Genomic DNA, 14075 nt, shown 5'->3' with positions numbered 1-14075 from the left:
CGCGGACACGAGTGAGGTGTTGTCATGGCGTTCACCACCCGGCCGACCCTGCAGGGAACCTTCGGCATGGTGTCGTCGACGCACTGGCTCGCCAGCCAGTCCGCGATGGGGGTCCTGGAACGCGGCGGCAACGCCTTCGACGCCGCGGTGACCGCCGGGTTCGTCCTGCACGTGGTCGAGCCCCACCTCAACGGCCCGGGGGGCGAGGTGCCGGCCATCGTGGCGACCGCCCAGGATCCTCGTCCGAAGGTGCTGTGCGGGCAGGGCCCGGCGCCGGCCGCCGCGACCATCGCCCACTTCCGGTCCCTCGGCATGGACCTCATCCCGGGCGCCGGCCCGCTCGCGGCCGCCGTGCCCGGCGCGGTGGACGCGTGGCTCCTGCTGCTGCGCGAGCACGGCACGTTCGCGCTCGCCGACGTGCTGGAGCCGGCGATCGGCTACGCCGCCGCCGGCCACCCCCTGGTAGGCAGGGTCGGTGAGACCGTCGCGGCCGTGCGGTCGCTGTTCGAGGAGCACTGGCCGACGTCCGCCCAGCTCTGGCTGCGCGACGGCCGGCCACCGGCGGCGGGGGAGAGGTTCGCCAACCCGGCGTACGCGCGCACTCTGCGCCGACTCGTCGAGGCCGGGCAGGCGGCCGGCGCCGACCGGGAGGCGCAGATCGAGGCCGCGCGCCGAGCCTGGGGTACGGGCTTCGTGGCCGAGGCGATCGACGAGTTCAGCCGGCGGCCGTTCCGGGACTCCAGCGGCCGCTCGCACGCCGGGCTGGTCACCGGCGACGACCTGGCCGCCTACTCGGCGACCTGGGAGGCCCCGACCACCCTCGACTGGCAGGGCTACTCGGTGGCGAAGACCGGGTTCTGGGGCCAGGGGCCGGTGCTGCTGGAGACGCTGGCCGTCCTCGACGCGCTCGACGACGACGGCGCGTACGAGACGGCCACCGCCGCCGGCGTCCACGCCCAGGTCGAGGCGCTCAAGCTCGCCTTCGCCGACCGCGAGGCATGGTACGGCGACAGCGCCGACGTGCCCGCCGCGGCGCTGCTCTCCCCGGCGTACGCGCGGGAGCGGGCGGCCCTGATCGGTGACCGCGCGTCGACCGAGTTGCGACCGGGGAGTCCCGACGGGGCGCAGCCGCGCCTGCCGACCCACGTCCGACGCGGCGCCGGCAGCCGCGTCGACGCGTCGGACCCGACCACGGGCGAGCCGACGGTGCGGTCGGACGGGGTGACCCGGGGCGACACCTGCCACGTGGACGTCGTCGACCGCTGGGGCAACATGATCTCCGCGACGCCGAGTGGTGGCTGGTTGCAGAGTTCGCCCACGATCCCGGAACTCGGCTTTCCGCTGGGCAGCCGGCTGCAGATGTTCTGGCTGGAGGAGGGGCTGCCCTCGTCGCTCGCCCCGGGCCGCCGACCGCGCACCACGTTGAGCCCGACAATGGTGCACCGCGACGGAGAGCCGGTCCTGGCATGCGGTACGCCCGGCGGTGACCAGCAGGACCAGTGGCAGGTGCCCTTCCTGCTGCGCCACCTCGTCGGCGGTCAGCACCTGCAGGAGGCCATCGACGCGCCCGCGTGGCACACCGTCAGCCTGCCGGCGTCGTTCTATCCCCGCGACTCGGAGCCCGGCGTCCTGCTCATGGAGGACCGGTTCGACGCCGACGTGGTGCGGGCCCTGCGGGCGTACGGGCACGAGGTGCGGCTCGCCGACGCGTGGAGTCTGGGCCGGCTCTGCGCCGTGACCCGGGACCCGGGCACGGGCGTGCTCGCCGCCGGCGCGAACCCGAGAGGCATGCAGGGCTACGCGTGCGGCCGATAGCGCGCGCCGGATGGCCGAGGGTCAGGCGCCGCGCGCGAACAGGGCCAGGCGTACGCGGTTGGGGCTGTCGGTCTTGGTCATGAGGCTCGTGATGTGGGTCTTGACGGTGGTGACGCCGATGTGGAGCCGTTCGGCGATCTCGCTGTTGGACAGGCCCTCGGCGACCAGGGTCAGCACGTCCTGCTCGCGGGCGGTCAGCCCCTGCACGGATCGGGGCGGCTCGGCGCGGGCGCGCACCGCGCGTTGGACGAGGCGGTGCAGCACCTCCGGGGTGAACGGGCTGTCGCCCGCGGCGGCGCGGCGGATGCCGTCCAGCAGCTCGGTCGGGGGCGCGTCCTTGAGCAGGAAGCCGCACGCCCCAGCGCTCAGCGCGGGGTAGAGGTGGTCGTCGTCGCCGAACGTGGTCAGCACCAGCACCCGGGTGGCGGGACGCTCGGCGAGGATCCGCGATGTCGCGGTGATTCCGTCGACGCCGGGCATGCGCAGGTCCATGACGACGACGTCGGGGATGAGTCGCGCGGCGAGGACGACCGCCTCGCGGCCGTTGTCGGCCTCGCCGACGACCTCGATGTCGGGTTGCGCGTCGCACAGCATGCGCAGGCCCGCGCGAATGAGGTGCTGGTCGTCGACCAGCAGGACGCGGATCACGCGGGCTCCGGGGCGGCTGATGCGGCCGGTACCTCACGGGCCCGCGGCGCCGGCCCGGCGGCGGGCTCGGGGAGCGTGTTCGGCAGGACGGTCCGCACGCGCCAGCCCGTGCCGGTCGGTCCCGCCTCCAGCCGGCCGCCGAGGACCTCGACGCGTTCGGTCATGCCGGTGATGCCGTGGCCGCCGCCGGCCGGCACGGGCGTCGGGGCGCTGTCGCCGTCGACGCCACCCCCGTCGTCGGTGACCTCCCAGTGCACGGCCCCGGCGTGCAGGGCGACCACCAGGTGCGCCCGCGCGGCCGGCCCGGCGTGGCGTGCCACGTTGGTCAGCGCCTCCTGGGTCAACCGCAGCACCGCCAGGCCACGCACCGCGTCGAGGGAGCCGATCGCCGCGTCGATGTCGGCGTCCACGGTGATGCCGGCCTGGCGGGCCCGGTCGACGGCGGCGCCGAGCGCCGAGGGGAGCGCCGAGGGCTCGATCGCGGTCAGCGCCGCGTCCCCGCGTACCCCGTCGGGGTTGCGCAGCACCGCGACCAGCCGGCGCAGCTCCGCCAGGGCCGCGGTGCCCGTGCCGTGCACGTCGTCGAACACCTCGTCCACCCGGGGGTCCAGGTCGGTGAGGACGTGCCGGGCCACACCGACCCGCAGCACCATCGACGCCACGTGGTGGGCGACGACGTCGTGCAGCTCGCGGGCGATGGCGCTGCGCTCGTCGGCGCGCGCCGCGCGGCTCTCCGACTCGCGGCGCCGCTGCTCGGCCAGCGCCCGCTCCACGGCCTGCCGACCCAGCTCCCGGTTGGTCCGGATGACCAGGCCGAGCAGCACCGGGACACCGACCTCCAGGGCCAGTCCGACGACGCCGGAGGCGACCTGGCGCAGCGGGTCGCCGATCGAGTCGGTCAGGTCGACCACGGCCAGCAGCCCGGCGCCCAGCCAGATGGTGCGGGCGCGAGCCGAGAGCATGGTGACCTCGAGCAGCGCCCAGCTCGCCCCCACCTGGTTGATGGTGAAGTCGTCGATGAGGCAGACCGCGACCGCCAGCAACGCCGTCTGGAGCACCAGGTTGACCACCGGCCGGCGATACGTCACGAGCGCGGCGGCGAACGCGGCCACCGCGAGGATCCACTGTGTCACCGTTGGCGCGGAGCCGGAGTGGGGCACGACGAGCAGGTAGCCCAACCCGCTGAGGTCGAGCAGCACCATCCGCACACGCGCGTCCCGCGTGTCGAACAGTCGTCCCAGCCGCCCCACGGTCGTCAGCCTAGGTGCTCACGGTCGGTGGCAGCGACCGCCGACCGCGGCCACCGCGTCCGTACGCCCAGGTAGGCGGCCAGCCCGAGTGGTCCGAGCAGGATGGTCAGCACCAGCACCGGAGCCATGACCAGCGCCGGCACCCCCCGTTCCCGGCTGTCCCACCACGCCCAGCGGCCCACGAACAGATCGAACGCGATCAGGTGCGCCCAGCCCGCCGCCGCGCCGTCGGGCGTGCCGAGCAGTTCGCGTACCCCGGCCAGGGTCGGCGACGCGACGGCGGGCAGCACCTCGCCGAACGCCGGGACCACCAGCAGCGCGTAGATCACCACGACGGGCAGCACGATCAGCGGTGAGCTGACGATCCGGGTGGTCCAGGACCAGCGCGGCACCAGGATCATCAGCGCCCAGAACGGAGCGGCCACCGCGAACGTCAGGGAGAACAGCGTCGCGGTCATGCCGCCAGCGCCAGTTCCGGGCGGCGTCGGCGGGCCAGGACCAGGCCGCTGGCGGTCGCCGTCGCGACCACCAGGGCCGCGACGGCGGCCAGGGTGCGGGCGTCCGGGCGCAGCAGCGGCTGCCCGCGCAGGGCCTGCCAGGTCAACAGCATCGTGAGTACGCCGTACGCGCCGCCCGCGACGACCAGCAGCCGGACGCGGGTGCGCGTGTCGAGCCGGGTCGCGAAACGGGTCAGCAGGATCGCCAGGATCGGCAGGGCCTGCAGGGCGTGCAGCCCCACGAAGTGCCCGATCCGCAGGTCGCCGCCGGCGGTGCTCCAACCGACCACGGGCAGCCCCGGCCCACCGTCGGCCACGCCGACGCTGTGCGCCCCGGAGATGCCCTCGATGCCCGGGTCCTGCATCGGCAGCACCATCGGCACCGCCGCGAGCATGCCGAGCAGGGACAGGCCGAGCCCCCACCCGACGGCGGTCGCGGCGACCCGGTCGGGGATCCGCCGGATCAGCACGACGATCCCGATGACGAGGTGCGCGAGGAACAGCACCATGATCGCCGCGCCCATCGTCGCGAACAGGGCGGTGTTCAGGGCTGTGGTGTCGTTGAAGTGGCTGGTCTGTCCGCGGATCACCTGCCCGACGATCCACGCGTTCTCGAAAACCGCCACCGTGACGATGACGATGACCGCTCGTTCGGCGATCCGGCTGCGCCGGGGCAGCAGGGAGAGCATCCAGGCGAGTGTCACGCCGTACAGGACGAAGGACACCGCGAACTTGAACGGCTTGAGCCAGATCGGCGCCCCGGTGAGGACGCGCGGGTCGACGAGGATGCCGACCGTGGCGACGACGGCGAGCACCGCCATCGCGCAGACGAGAATCAGGAGGGGGCGGTTCCAGTGTGTCGCCCGACGCAGAACGGTAGTCATGTCTGTAGATGCTCGGGGCCGATCCCGCCGGTCGCGTCCGACCGCGGGCCCCGGTTGCGGCCCGGGGTCGGAGCGCACCTCCTCCCTGGGTAGGAGGCGCGATCGGGGCGGCCCGCCGCCGGTGCTGGCACAATGGCCGGCCTGCCGACCGGACCGGGAGTGACCATGACGATCAACGAGGACCGCGTCCAGCCGAACGAGACCACCGTGCCGCTGCTGCCCTGCCCGGCGCCGGAGGAGACCCTGGCCTTCTGGCGTGCCCTGGGCTTCGAGGTGACCTACGAGCAGATGAGGCCGTACGTGTATCTGGTCGTTCAGTGGAGCGGGTTCGCGCTGCACTACGGGCCCGCGCCGAAGGACCTCGACCCGGCGAAGGAACAGACCGGCGGCTGCCTGGTGTTGGTCGACGCGGTCGCGCCGTACCACGCGGCGTTCGCCGACGCGATGCGCCGCGCCCACGGCAAGGTGCTGGTGAAGGGCCTGCCCCGACTGACCCGCTACCGTGCCGGAGCATCACGGTTCAGCGTCGTCGACCCGTCGGGCAACACCATCACCTTCATCCAGCGAGACGAGCCGAAGGATCTGGAGTACGGCGGGTCGTCCGAGCTTGAAGGACTGGCCCGGGTGCTCGACAACGCGCGGATCTTGCGCGAGTTCAAGCTGGACGACCGGGCCGCCTACCGGGCGCTCGACTCGGGGATGCGCCGTCGTGCCGAAGACGCTCCGACGGTCGAGCAGGCCACGGCGCTGGCCGGCCTGATCGAGCTGTCGATCGCGCTGGGGAAGACCGATCGGGTGCCCGAGTGGGGCGCCCGCCTCCGCGCGCTGACGTTGACCGAGCCGGAGCGTACGCAGGTGAGGGCCTACATCGCGGACCCGGTCGTCCTCGAACCCTGGTGGTCCGATCCGCGCTGACCACACGGTCCGGGGTCGGGCCGGACAGGGCCCAACCCCGGTCGGCGGGGTCAGCGGGCTGCGGGACGGCGACGGAAGAGCGCCGTCACACCGGCGAGCATGACGAGCAGCAGGCCGGTGAACCAGTTCATCACCGTGATCGTGCTGACGGCTCGCGTGGCGATCCCGATGCCAACGGCCGGCAGGCTCATTCCCAGGTAGGCGATGAGGAACAGCCCGGCCAGGGCCTCGCCGCGCCGGGCGGGCGTGGCCATCGCTGCGACCATGCCGACGGCGGCCTTGAACAGCACGCCGGCCCCGACACCGGCGACCACACCACCGACCAGGAACGCGGTCAGGCTGGCGGTGTGCATCCCCACCAGCACGACGGGCACGCCGACCGCCTGCGCCAGCAGCCCGAGCCGCACCTTCGCCGGGGCGGGGAGCCGGTTGGTGACGGTCTGCGCCACGGCGGCGCCGCCGAACACGGCGAACACGACCGCGCCGCCCAGCGCCCGTGAGGGCAGGTGCAGGGCGCCCGCGACGAAGCCCGGGGCGACGGAGGTGAACAGGGCGAACACGGCGAACGACGCGAAGCCGGCGCCGGCAGCGGCCACGTACCCGGCCCGGTCGCCGTGGTCGGCGCTGATCCGTTGCGGCCGGTACGTGGGCTTGACCAGCCGCTCCTCGACGGTCTCCGGGGTCGCCGCGACCGCCACGATGCTGGCGGTCAGCAGCACGGCGAACACCAGGTACGGAGTGCGCAGCGGCGCGTGGACGTACTGGGCGAGGACGCCCGCGACCAACGCGCCCACGCCGAGGCCGCCGATGTTGGCGGCGGTGGAGACCACTTCGAAGCGCTGGCGCGACGCGCCGGGCCGGTGCGCCGCGTGCAGTTCCTGCAGGTAGGCGGTGGCGGTCGCGGTGATCATGCCGATGCCCAGTCCGCTCACCAGGCGGGCGACCAGCAGCACCGGCAGGGACGCGTCGCCCAGGAACAGCGCGGCGGCGACCAGCTCCAACACCAGCGCCGGAATGAGGATCTTCTTCCGGCCGACCCAGTCCGAGACGTGCCCGGCGAGCAGCAGACTGATCACCACACCCACCGCGTACGACGCGAACACGATCGTGACCATGAACGTGGAGAAGTCGTCCCGGGCCATGTAGAGCGGGTAGAGCGGGGCCGGCACGGTGCCGAACGCCATCGCGGTCAGGAACGCCAGAGCGATCACCCAGAAGCCCCGGCCGTGGCGGCGAGACGATCCTTCGGCGCGGGTGGACGCGGCGGCGGGCCGGCGGGATGACAGGATCGTCGACGACATGACCCCACTGTCGCTCCACGCGATCATCGCGTGCAACGAAAGTTGACGCTAGCAACGATCAGTATGGGTGATACTTGGGGACGTGGAACTCCGCCAACTCGAGTACTTCGTCGCCGTGGCCGAGGAGCAGAACTTCACCCGCGCCGCCGCCCGCCTGCACGTCGTCCAGTCCGCCGTCTCGGCGGCGGTCAAGACCCTGGAACGCGAACTGGGTGCGCCGCTGCTGGACCGCAACTCCAAACGCGTACTCCTCACCGACGCCGGCGCCGCGCTGCTGCCCCGCGCCCGCATCGCCCTCGACGCGGCCCGCGACGCCCGCGACGCGGTCGCCGAGGTACACGGCGGCCTCCGTGGCACCCTGCGCATCGGGACGATGACGTCGATCAGACTCCTGCACCTGCCGGCCCTGCTCGGCGAGTTCCACCGCCGGCACCCCGGGGTGCTGCTGCACACCAGCGTTGCTCCGTCCGGCTCCCAGGGGCTCCTCGACGCGCTCGCGGAGCGCCGGCTCGACCTCGCGTTCGTCTCGCTGCCCGGCGCGCCGCCGGCCGAGGTCCGCTTCACGGAGCTGGCCCGCTCGGTGATCGATCTCGTCGTGCCGGACGATCATCCGCTGGCCGCCCGCGAGGCGGTGACGCTCGGGGAAATCGCCGGGCTGAACTTCATCGACTCCCCGGTCGGGTACGGCAACCGCGCCGTCACCGACCGGGCGTTCGCCACCGCCGGCCTGTCCCGGCGCGTCACGATCGAGATCCCCGACATCGCCACCGGCGCCGACCACGTCCGGCACGGCCTCGGCATCGCGCTGCTGCCCCGCTTCGCCGTCGCCGACGCCGGGGGCGTGCGCACGCTGACGGTCACCGACGCCGACCTCGACTGGACGGCGTCGCTCGCCACGCCGGTGGACCGACCGGTGGGCGCGGCCGCCCGCGCCCTCATCGCCCTGACCGGCGAGTTCCTACCCTGACCCGCGCGCTGCGGGGCGGGTGCAGCCCCGCAGCGCGTGGATCAGAAGGGCCACCGGTCGTCGGACCCGGCCTCGATCAGCGGGATCATCGCGAACGCGGCGTCGGACAGTCCGCCGAAGGTGTGCCGGTTCGTGACGGTCGGCGTGTGCCCGACCCGGTATCCGGCCAGGTTCCAGGTGTAGATGGGCACCTCCGCCGGCACCGCCGCGACGACATCCGTCGAGCCGTGCCAGTGGGCCTGCTCATCGGTGAGGATGATCAGCCGGTCGTGTCGGCCGTGGTGCTCGCGGACCGCCTTCTCGGTGTCGGTTCCCCTGCCGAGGAAGTAGCCGCCCTCCTTGAACCGCCGCACCGCCGTGAGGACCGACTCGCCCGCCACCGCAGGGAACACCCGGCTGTCATCGGAGAACGACACCACAGTGGCCGACTGCGCGCGGGCGGCCAGCGCGAGACCGAACACCGCGGCGGCGTCCCAGCAGAGCAGCGTGCCGTCCTTGCTGAACGGGCTCTGCATCGAGCCGGACGTGTCGATGAGGATCAGCGTCCGCCCGTCCAGGGCGGGCACGTTCGCCAGGGCGTGCTGCAACGCCTTCTCCAGCGGGTACGCCCAGCGCAGGCTCGGCGCCGCGTTGTACGCCGACAGGAAGCGCATCGGCAGCACCCGCGAACTCCCAACCTGAGCGGGGTCGGAGAGCTTTGCCGCCACGGTCTCCGCGACGGTGTCGCTGACCCCGGCCCGGTCGAAGTTGCGCAGATTACGCAGCAGCGCCAGGTAGCCCATCGTCGGGATGACCGACTCCCATGCCGCCGCGTCCATCGCGCTCTGTCGCCAGCCGGCCAGCGCCTCCCACGTCATACCGGCAGCGCCCAGCGTCGCCGGATCGGTGAACTCCCTGCGCTGCTCGACAGGCATCGCCATGAGCACGTCCCGCGCCCGGAGCATCCGCAGGGACGGAGGTACGGGATTGTCCCGCCGGTGCCGCCGATCCAGCGCGTGCCGGAACAGGTCGCCCTGTCGCTCATCCCTGGCGCTGGGGTGGGTCAGCTCGATGACGTCACCGAAGCGCACCTGGCTGGCGATGGAGTCGTACTTGAGCAGACTCCGCTCGGTGTAGAGCCGGACCGCCGCGTCGGCGATGCCCCGCTTCACTGGCTTGGGCAGTGCCCGGCCATGACGAGCCAGCCAGCACGCGAGCGCCTCGCCCGGTTCGTCCGCACGCTGCAACGCCGCATCCACGACCGCACGCGAACCCGGGATTCCCGCCGCTACCTGGGCGCGGGCACCCTCAAGGGCCGCCACCACGGACGCTGAGCGCATCATCGCTCCGGTGCGAAGCCACGGTACGAAGCGCGCGAACCAGTCGGGATCAGCGACGGCGACGGTGGCGACCAGGTCGCGGAAGCGGCCGTCGCGGTCGGTGGCGGGCTCGTAGAAGCTGGCCTCGCCCACCATGTTCGAGACACCGAGCAGGAACAGTTCGAGGCGCGGCTCACGGACGAAACCGGGGGCGCCCTCGCCGGTCACCGGCCGATGCCGGCTCGTGCGCAGCTTGACGTTGAACTTGGCCATGACGTCCCCCACGTCAGTCGGCCGAGAAGGCGCCACCACAGCGCACACCCGAGATCAGAGTCGGCCACGGACTAGTCCGCCGTTCTGTCCGTTGAACCACCGACCCGAAGGTGTCGGGGGGATTCGAACCCCCATCTGCGGAGCCGGGAAGTAACCGTTGCCTGCGCACCGGGTGTGCGTGTGGTCGCGCTTCCCGAGATCGAGGTTGGCGACGGATGTCCTTCACCGGGGCCGGAACCCCTCCAGATGTAGCCGTCGCCTACGCACCGGGAAGTGCGGTCACGACCGTAGCGGCAGCGGTGCGGGAGGGGCAACGGGTTTTGTGATCTTGTGATCGACGGCGGCTGGTCGCACCACACGCCCGAGATCAAAAGTGGACACGGTGTTCGCGGGTTCGAACCGCAGGCCCTTGCCGGGCCTTCACCAGGAAGTAACCGTATCCGTCGCACCGGGCGTGCGGCGAGAGCACCTCCCGAGATCGAAGCGGCGACGGCGACCGGCCCTCGCGGGCCAAGGTGACCTGGGCCGCTGGTCGACGCCACGTGACATGGCGGTGGGATTCGAACCCACGTCTCCCCGATTGGAAGCGGAAGTAGCCGTTGCCTGCGCACCGGGAGGTGCCCCATGACGGTAGGCCCGCGTTGCCACGCCAACAACCCGATTCCGCATCCGCTGTCGAGGACTCCGGGCGGTGGGCGCAGCCGGTGGCCGGCGGCGACCGTCGGTCACCTCCGTGGGGGCGGATGCGGTGGTGAGCGGTATACCTCAGAGTCATATTCATACCTCTGAGGTATACCGCTCACCAGCACATCGACACGGCGGGCAGCCAAAGCGGATGACCAGCGCCCTTCGCCGCAGCCCCAGCCCCGTCTTGAGTTAGGACTTATTCGTCTAGATCATGGGCAGGACCAGCGCGGTCGAGGCCGCCAGCTCCCGATCGAACACCTCGTCGCGTGGGACGAACACCATGGCCTGCCCCTCGCCGAGCACGACGTCTTCCTGTCGCGCGGTGGTGACGCCATGGAAGATGTGCACCGTCACGGTGTGCCCGAAGCCCGCCTCGTACGGGCGCGGACCGCTCCACAGCAGGCGCAGCTCACCGGCTGTCAGGCCGGTCTCCTCCAGCAGCTCGCGGCGGGCCGCCTGCTCGGGCGACTCGCCGGGCTCGATGTGACCGCCGGGAAGGCTCCACTGGTTGGGTGAGACGGGCGCGTGCTCGTCGCGATGCTGCATCAGCACCGCCCCGGAGGCGTCGACGAGCAGGACGAGGGCGACGTCGTAGGTGGCCATGCACGAGACCATGCCACGCTGGCCGGCCCCCGTCACCGACGGTCGGGCGTACCCTCCGTGGATGGATCTGGATCATCTTTCGGTGGCGGAGTTCGGGTTCCCCGGGCCGCTGCGGGACACGCTCGTGGCCGCGATCCTGGCCGGCGCGAAGACCTCCACGTCCGCGCTGCTGCTCGGCTACGAGCACGCGAACGAGCCGCTGCCGGAGGCCGGTCACGTGCTCTGAACAGCCCTGGGGCGGCCGCCGGATCAGCCCTGCGCCGCGGTCGGTCCTGGGCTACCTGGCCTTACCCCAGGGAAAGAAGAAGTCGTCACTGTCGGCGAGCCACCAGTAGTACTCGGGAGACTTGTGGTTCTTGCACGCCACCCGCGTGACGGCGACCGATGCGGCCCGGATGCGATCGGCAGCGACGCCGGGAGCGATGATCGCGGTGGGTGGGAAATTCCGTCTTGATCCGCCGGCCGAGGTCGTTCGCGGCCGCCTGCAGGTCGGGCCACTCAAGCCGCTTCCGCATCAGGTTGAGTTCTTCGGCCTTGCGCGCGTAGTAGACGGTGAGCACGAGACCAACGACGCCGGTGATGAACCCGCCGATTCCCAGCCATCGATCCATCCCGCCAGCGTAGGCACGGCCCGCCAGACCTCCACGCTCGCTCGCACGCCGTGGTCGCCGTCGAGTCGTGGGGATCTCAGCGCCAGGCTGGTCTTCGTAACCTGGATCCGCGAGACTCCCCGGTATGGGTGATCGTTCTCGCCGGTGGGCGTGGGTCGGAGTGCTCGTCATCGGGCTGATCCTGTATCTGGCGGTGCTGCGGACCCTCGTGCGCACCCAGAACCCGAACTTCGTGCCAGCACTGATCCTGCTCGGCGCGACCCTGGCTCCCCTGACGTTCCTCACGTTCGCCCAGGCCCGTACCGGGCGTTGGCAGGTGCCGGCGTCGGTTCTGGTGACATCGGCGTTCTTCGGCGGGGTGATCGGCACGGTGGTCGCCGGCACCCTGGAGTACGACACTCTGCGCGGCCTCGGCGCCCTGCCCATGCTGTTCGTGGCACTGATCGAGGAGTCGGCGAAGCTGATCGTCCCCGTGGTGCTGCTGTTCACGGCCCTGGCGCAGCACCGTCGCCGTCTGCCGTCCGACGGTCTGGTCATCGGTGTGGCCGCCGGCATGGGTTTCGCCGCGTTGGAGACGATGGGGTACGCCTTCACCGCGCTGCTGAGCTCGCAGGGCAACATTGGCGCGGTGGAGCAGACCCTGTTCATCCGTGGTCTGACCGCGCCCGCCGGGCACACCGCCTGGACCGGGCTCACCGCCGGAGCGCTGTGGGCGCTGCTGGCCAGCCCGAGCGTCGGCCGGCTGTTCGGGTTCCTCGGCACCTTCCTCGGCGTCGTCGTCCTGCACACCCTCTGGGACACGTTCTCCGGTTCGCTGGTCTTCGTCGTACTGGCGATCGTCAGCATCGGCTGGCTGTTCTGGGAGCTGCACCGCTACCGGACCTTCGGTGATCGCCTGGCGGTCCAGCACCCGTCGAACTGATCGCGGCCCTCCTACACCATGCCGTCGGCGGCCAGCGCGAAATGGTCCGCTCTGCTGATCCCGCTGCGGCCGGGCTGGCACCTCATCTACTGTCGGACTGTTCACATTTAGTGGCTTTCGTCGGGAAGGTGCAGCGATGGGGGTGCGCCGCTGGGTCGAGAGCTGGCCGCTCTACCGCCAGCTCACCGGCACCGACCCGCTCGGGCGGGGCGCGGCGGCCAAGTCGGCCCTGTCACTGTCGCTGACCGCCCGCACCGACACCGCCGACTCGGTCGCCCGGTCGGTCTGTCCGTACTGCGCGGTGGGTTGTGGCCAGCGGGTGTTCGTCAAGGACGGGCAGGTCACACAGATCGAGGGTGACCCGGACAGTCCTATCTCGCGGGGCCGGCTCTGCCCGAAGGGCTCGGCGAGCAAGAGTCTGGTGACCAGTCCGCTGCGGCAGACGACGGTCCGCTACCGGCGGCCGTACGGCACCGAGTGGGAGGATCTCGACCTCGACACGGCGATGCACATGATCGCCGATCGGGTCCTGGCTGCCCGGGACGAGACCTGGGAAGACCGTGACGACGAGGGCCGGCCGCTCAACCGGACGTTGGGGATCTCCAGTCTGGGCGGGGCGACGCTGGACAACGAGGAGAACTACCTCATCAAGAAGTTGTTCACCGCGATGGGGGCGCTGCAGATCGAGAACCAGGCGCGTATTTGACACTCCGCCACCGTCCCCGGTCTGGGGGCCAGCTTCGGTCGTGGCGGCGCCACCCAGTTCCAGCAGGACATCGCCAACGCTGACGTCATCGTCATCCAGGGTTCGAACATGGCGGAAGCACATCCGGTGGGTTTCCAGTGGGTGATGGAGGCCAAGCACCGTGGCGCGAAGGTGTTCCACGTCGACCCGCGGTTCACGCGGACCAGCGCGGTGGCGGACGCGTACCTGCCGATCCGGGCGGGCACCGACATCGCCCTGCTCGGCGGCGTGATCCGCTACATCCTCGACAACGAGCTGGACTTCCGCGAGTACGTGGTCGCTTACACGAACGCCGCCACCATCGTGACCGAGGAGTACCGCGACACCGAGGATCTGTACGGGCTCTTCTCCGGCTTCGCCGAGGACAACGCCAGCTACGACCAGAGCAGTTGGCAGTACGAGGGCGTCGAGGAGAACATCCCCCCCCGGGACACCGAGACGCAGCGGGAAACGGCGGCCGGGCTGGAGCACGAGTCGCACGGCGCGCCGGTGGGCGGGCAGACGCAGCGGGACGAGACGTTGCAGCATCCGCGCTGCGTTTACCAGATCCTCAAGCGGCACTTCTCCCGCTACACGCCGGAGATGGTGGAGCGGGTCTGCGGGATCCCGCAGGAGAAGTTCCTCGAACTGGCGCAGGCGTGGACGGCGAACTCGGGCCG

13 protein-coding genes and 1 pseudogene are annotated in these 14075 nt (G+C 71.6%); 6 read left to right on the top strand and 8 right to left on the bottom strand.

Going from position 1 to position 14075, the window contains the following annotated elements:
- Positions 1-24: 24 nt before the first annotated feature.
- Entirely contained in the window at positions 25-1815 is a 1791-nt protein-coding gene (locus ABZU46_RS12450; protein WP_354856839.1) for a gamma-glutamyltransferase family protein, read from the top strand.
- 21 nt (positions 1816-1836) lie between these two features.
- On the opposite strand, the gene ABZU46_RS12445 is transcribed toward ABZU46_RS12450, so the two are convergent.
- Genes ABZU46_RS12445 through ABZU46_RS12430 form a run of 4 tightly spaced genes read right to left on the bottom strand, consistent with a single transcriptional unit; the run spans position 1837 to position 5094 of the window.
- Positions 1837-2463 carry a response regulator transcription factor gene (locus tag ABZU46_RS12445; RefSeq protein WP_354856836.1) on the bottom strand — a complete coding sequence of 209 codons (627 nt, stop codon included), beginning with the start codon at positions 2461-2463 and terminating at the stop codon, positions 1837-1839.
- A complete protein-coding gene (locus ABZU46_RS12440; RefSeq protein WP_354856833.1) occupies positions 2460-3713 on the bottom strand; it encodes a histidine kinase in 1254 nt (417 codons plus the stop codon). The genes ABZU46_RS12445 and ABZU46_RS12440 overlap by 4 nt, the downstream gene beginning before the upstream one ends.
- A gap of 5 nt (positions 3714-3718) precedes the next feature.
- Positions 3719-4171, bottom strand: coding sequence for an ABA4-like family protein (locus ABZU46_RS12435; RefSeq protein ID WP_354856831.1), 453 nt, complete (start codon positions 4169-4171; stop codon positions 3719-3721).
- The gene (locus ABZU46_RS12430; RefSeq protein ID WP_354856829.1) at positions 4168-5094 is read right to left on the bottom strand and encodes a hypothetical protein; all 927 of its coding nucleotides are present in this window, start codon (positions 5092-5094) and stop codon (positions 4168-4170) included. The genes ABZU46_RS12435 and ABZU46_RS12430 overlap by 4 nt, the downstream gene beginning before the upstream one ends.
- A gap of 165 nt (positions 5095-5259) precedes the next feature.
- On the opposite strand from ABZU46_RS12430, the gene ABZU46_RS12425 reads away from it, so the two are divergent.
- Positions 5260-6009 carry a glyoxalase gene (locus tag ABZU46_RS12425; protein WP_354856827.1) on the top strand — a complete coding sequence of 250 codons (750 nt, stop codon included), beginning with the start codon at positions 5260-5262 and terminating at the stop codon, positions 6007-6009.
- A gap of 50 nt (positions 6010-6059) precedes the next feature.
- Here ABZU46_RS12425 and ABZU46_RS12420 read toward each other — a convergent pair whose 3' ends face one another.
- Positions 6060-7337 (bottom strand): MFS transporter, encoded by a 1278-nt coding sequence (locus ABZU46_RS12420; RefSeq protein WP_354856825.1) that lies wholly within the window; start codon positions 7335-7337, stop codon positions 6060-6062.
- Between the two features lie 55 nt (positions 7338-7392).
- Here ABZU46_RS12420 and ABZU46_RS12415 point away from each other — a divergent pair, with 55 nt between their 5' ends.
- Complete coding sequence (locus tag ABZU46_RS12415; RefSeq protein WP_354856822.1) at positions 7393-8277, top strand: LysR family transcriptional regulator; 885 nt, start codon at positions 7393-7395, stop codon at positions 8275-8277.
- Between the two features lie 41 nt (positions 8278-8318).
- On the opposite strand, the gene ABZU46_RS12410 is transcribed toward ABZU46_RS12415, so the two are convergent.
- Positions 8319-9848 (bottom strand): TROVE domain-containing protein, encoded by a 1530-nt coding sequence (locus tag ABZU46_RS12410; RefSeq protein ID WP_354856819.1) that lies wholly within the window; start codon positions 9846-9848, stop codon positions 8319-8321.
- 891 nt (positions 9849-10739) lie between these two features.
- On the bottom strand, positions 10740-11138 hold the full coding sequence (locus ABZU46_RS12405; protein WP_354856817.1) for an NUDIX domain-containing protein: 399 nt from the start codon (positions 11136-11138) through the stop codon (positions 10740-10742).
- Positions 11139-11199: 61 nt separating this feature from the next.
- Between ABZU46_RS12405 and ABZU46_RS12400 the strand changes: the two are divergent.
- Positions 11200-11307 (top strand): annotated as a pseudogene (locus ABZU46_RS12400) (RNA-binding protein); the annotation flags it as partial.
- 142 nt (positions 11308-11449) lie between these two features.
- Here the strand turns inward: ABZU46_RS12400 and ABZU46_RS12395 are convergent.
- Complete coding sequence (locus ABZU46_RS12395; RefSeq protein WP_354856814.1) at positions 11450-11749, bottom strand: hypothetical protein; 300 nt, start codon at positions 11747-11749, stop codon at positions 11450-11452.
- A 124-nt stretch (positions 11750-11873) separates the two neighbouring features.
- On the opposite strand from ABZU46_RS12395, the gene ABZU46_RS12390 reads away from it, so the two are divergent.
- Together ABZU46_RS12390 and ABZU46_RS12385 are read left to right on the top strand one after the other, a co-directional pair.
- Positions 11874-12671: a PrsW family intramembrane metalloprotease gene (locus ABZU46_RS12390; protein WP_354856811.1), complete on the top strand. Its 798-nt coding sequence runs from the start codon at positions 11874-11876 to the stop codon at positions 12669-12671.
- Positions 12672-12807: 136 nt separating this feature from the next.
- On the top strand, positions 12808-14075 hold a 1268-nt coding region (locus tag ABZU46_RS12385; protein ID WP_354856809.1), incomplete at its 3' end, for a molybdopterin-dependent oxidoreductase.

Origin of the sequence: Micromonospora sp. NPDC005197 (genome assembly GCF_040608295.1) — a bacterium.
In the GTDB taxonomy this organism is placed as follows: Bacteria; Actinomycetota; Actinomycetes; order Mycobacteriales; family Micromonosporaceae; genus Micromonospora.
The sequence above is the reverse complement of the archived record's forward strand: the minus strand, read 5'-3'. Positions and strand labels throughout refer to the sequence as shown.

What these genes read in the sequence shown, in the direction of transcription:
- ABZU46_RS12420 (WP_354856825.1), bottom strand. Translation starts at nt 7,337, where the DNA reads ATGATCGCGTGGAGCGACAGTGGGGTCATGTCGTCGACGATCCTGTCA.
- ABZU46_RS12430 (WP_354856829.1), bottom strand. Translation starts at nt 5,094, where the DNA reads ATGACTACCGTTCTGCGTCGGGCGACACACTGGAACCGCCCCCTCCTG.
- ABZU46_RS12425 (WP_354856827.1), top strand. Translation starts at nt 5,260, where the DNA reads ATGACGATCAACGAGGACCGCGTCCAGCCGAACGAGACCACCGTGCCG.
- ABZU46_RS12410 (WP_354856819.1), bottom strand. Translation starts at nt 9,848, where the DNA reads ATGGCCAAGTTCAACGTCAAGCTGCGCACGAGCCGGCATCGGCCGGTG.
- ABZU46_RS12435 (WP_354856831.1), bottom strand. Translation starts at nt 4,171, where the DNA reads ATGACCGCGACGCTGTTCTCCCTGACGTTCGCGGTGGCCGCTCCGTTC.
- ABZU46_RS12395 (WP_354856814.1), bottom strand. Translation starts at nt 11,749, where the DNA reads ATGGATCGATGGCTGGGAATCGGCGGGTTCATCACCGGCGTCGTTGGT.
- ABZU46_RS12450 (WP_354856839.1), top strand. Translation starts at nt 25, where the DNA reads ATGGCGTTCACCACCCGGCCGACCCTGCAGGGAACCTTCGGCATGGTG.
- ABZU46_RS12390 (WP_354856811.1), top strand. Translation starts at nt 11,874, where the DNA reads ATGGGTGATCGTTCTCGCCGGTGGGCGTGGGTCGGAGTGCTCGTCATC.
- ABZU46_RS12405 (WP_354856817.1), bottom strand. Translation starts at nt 11,138, where the DNA reads ATGGCCACCTACGACGTCGCCCTCGTCCTGCTCGTCGACGCCTCCGGG.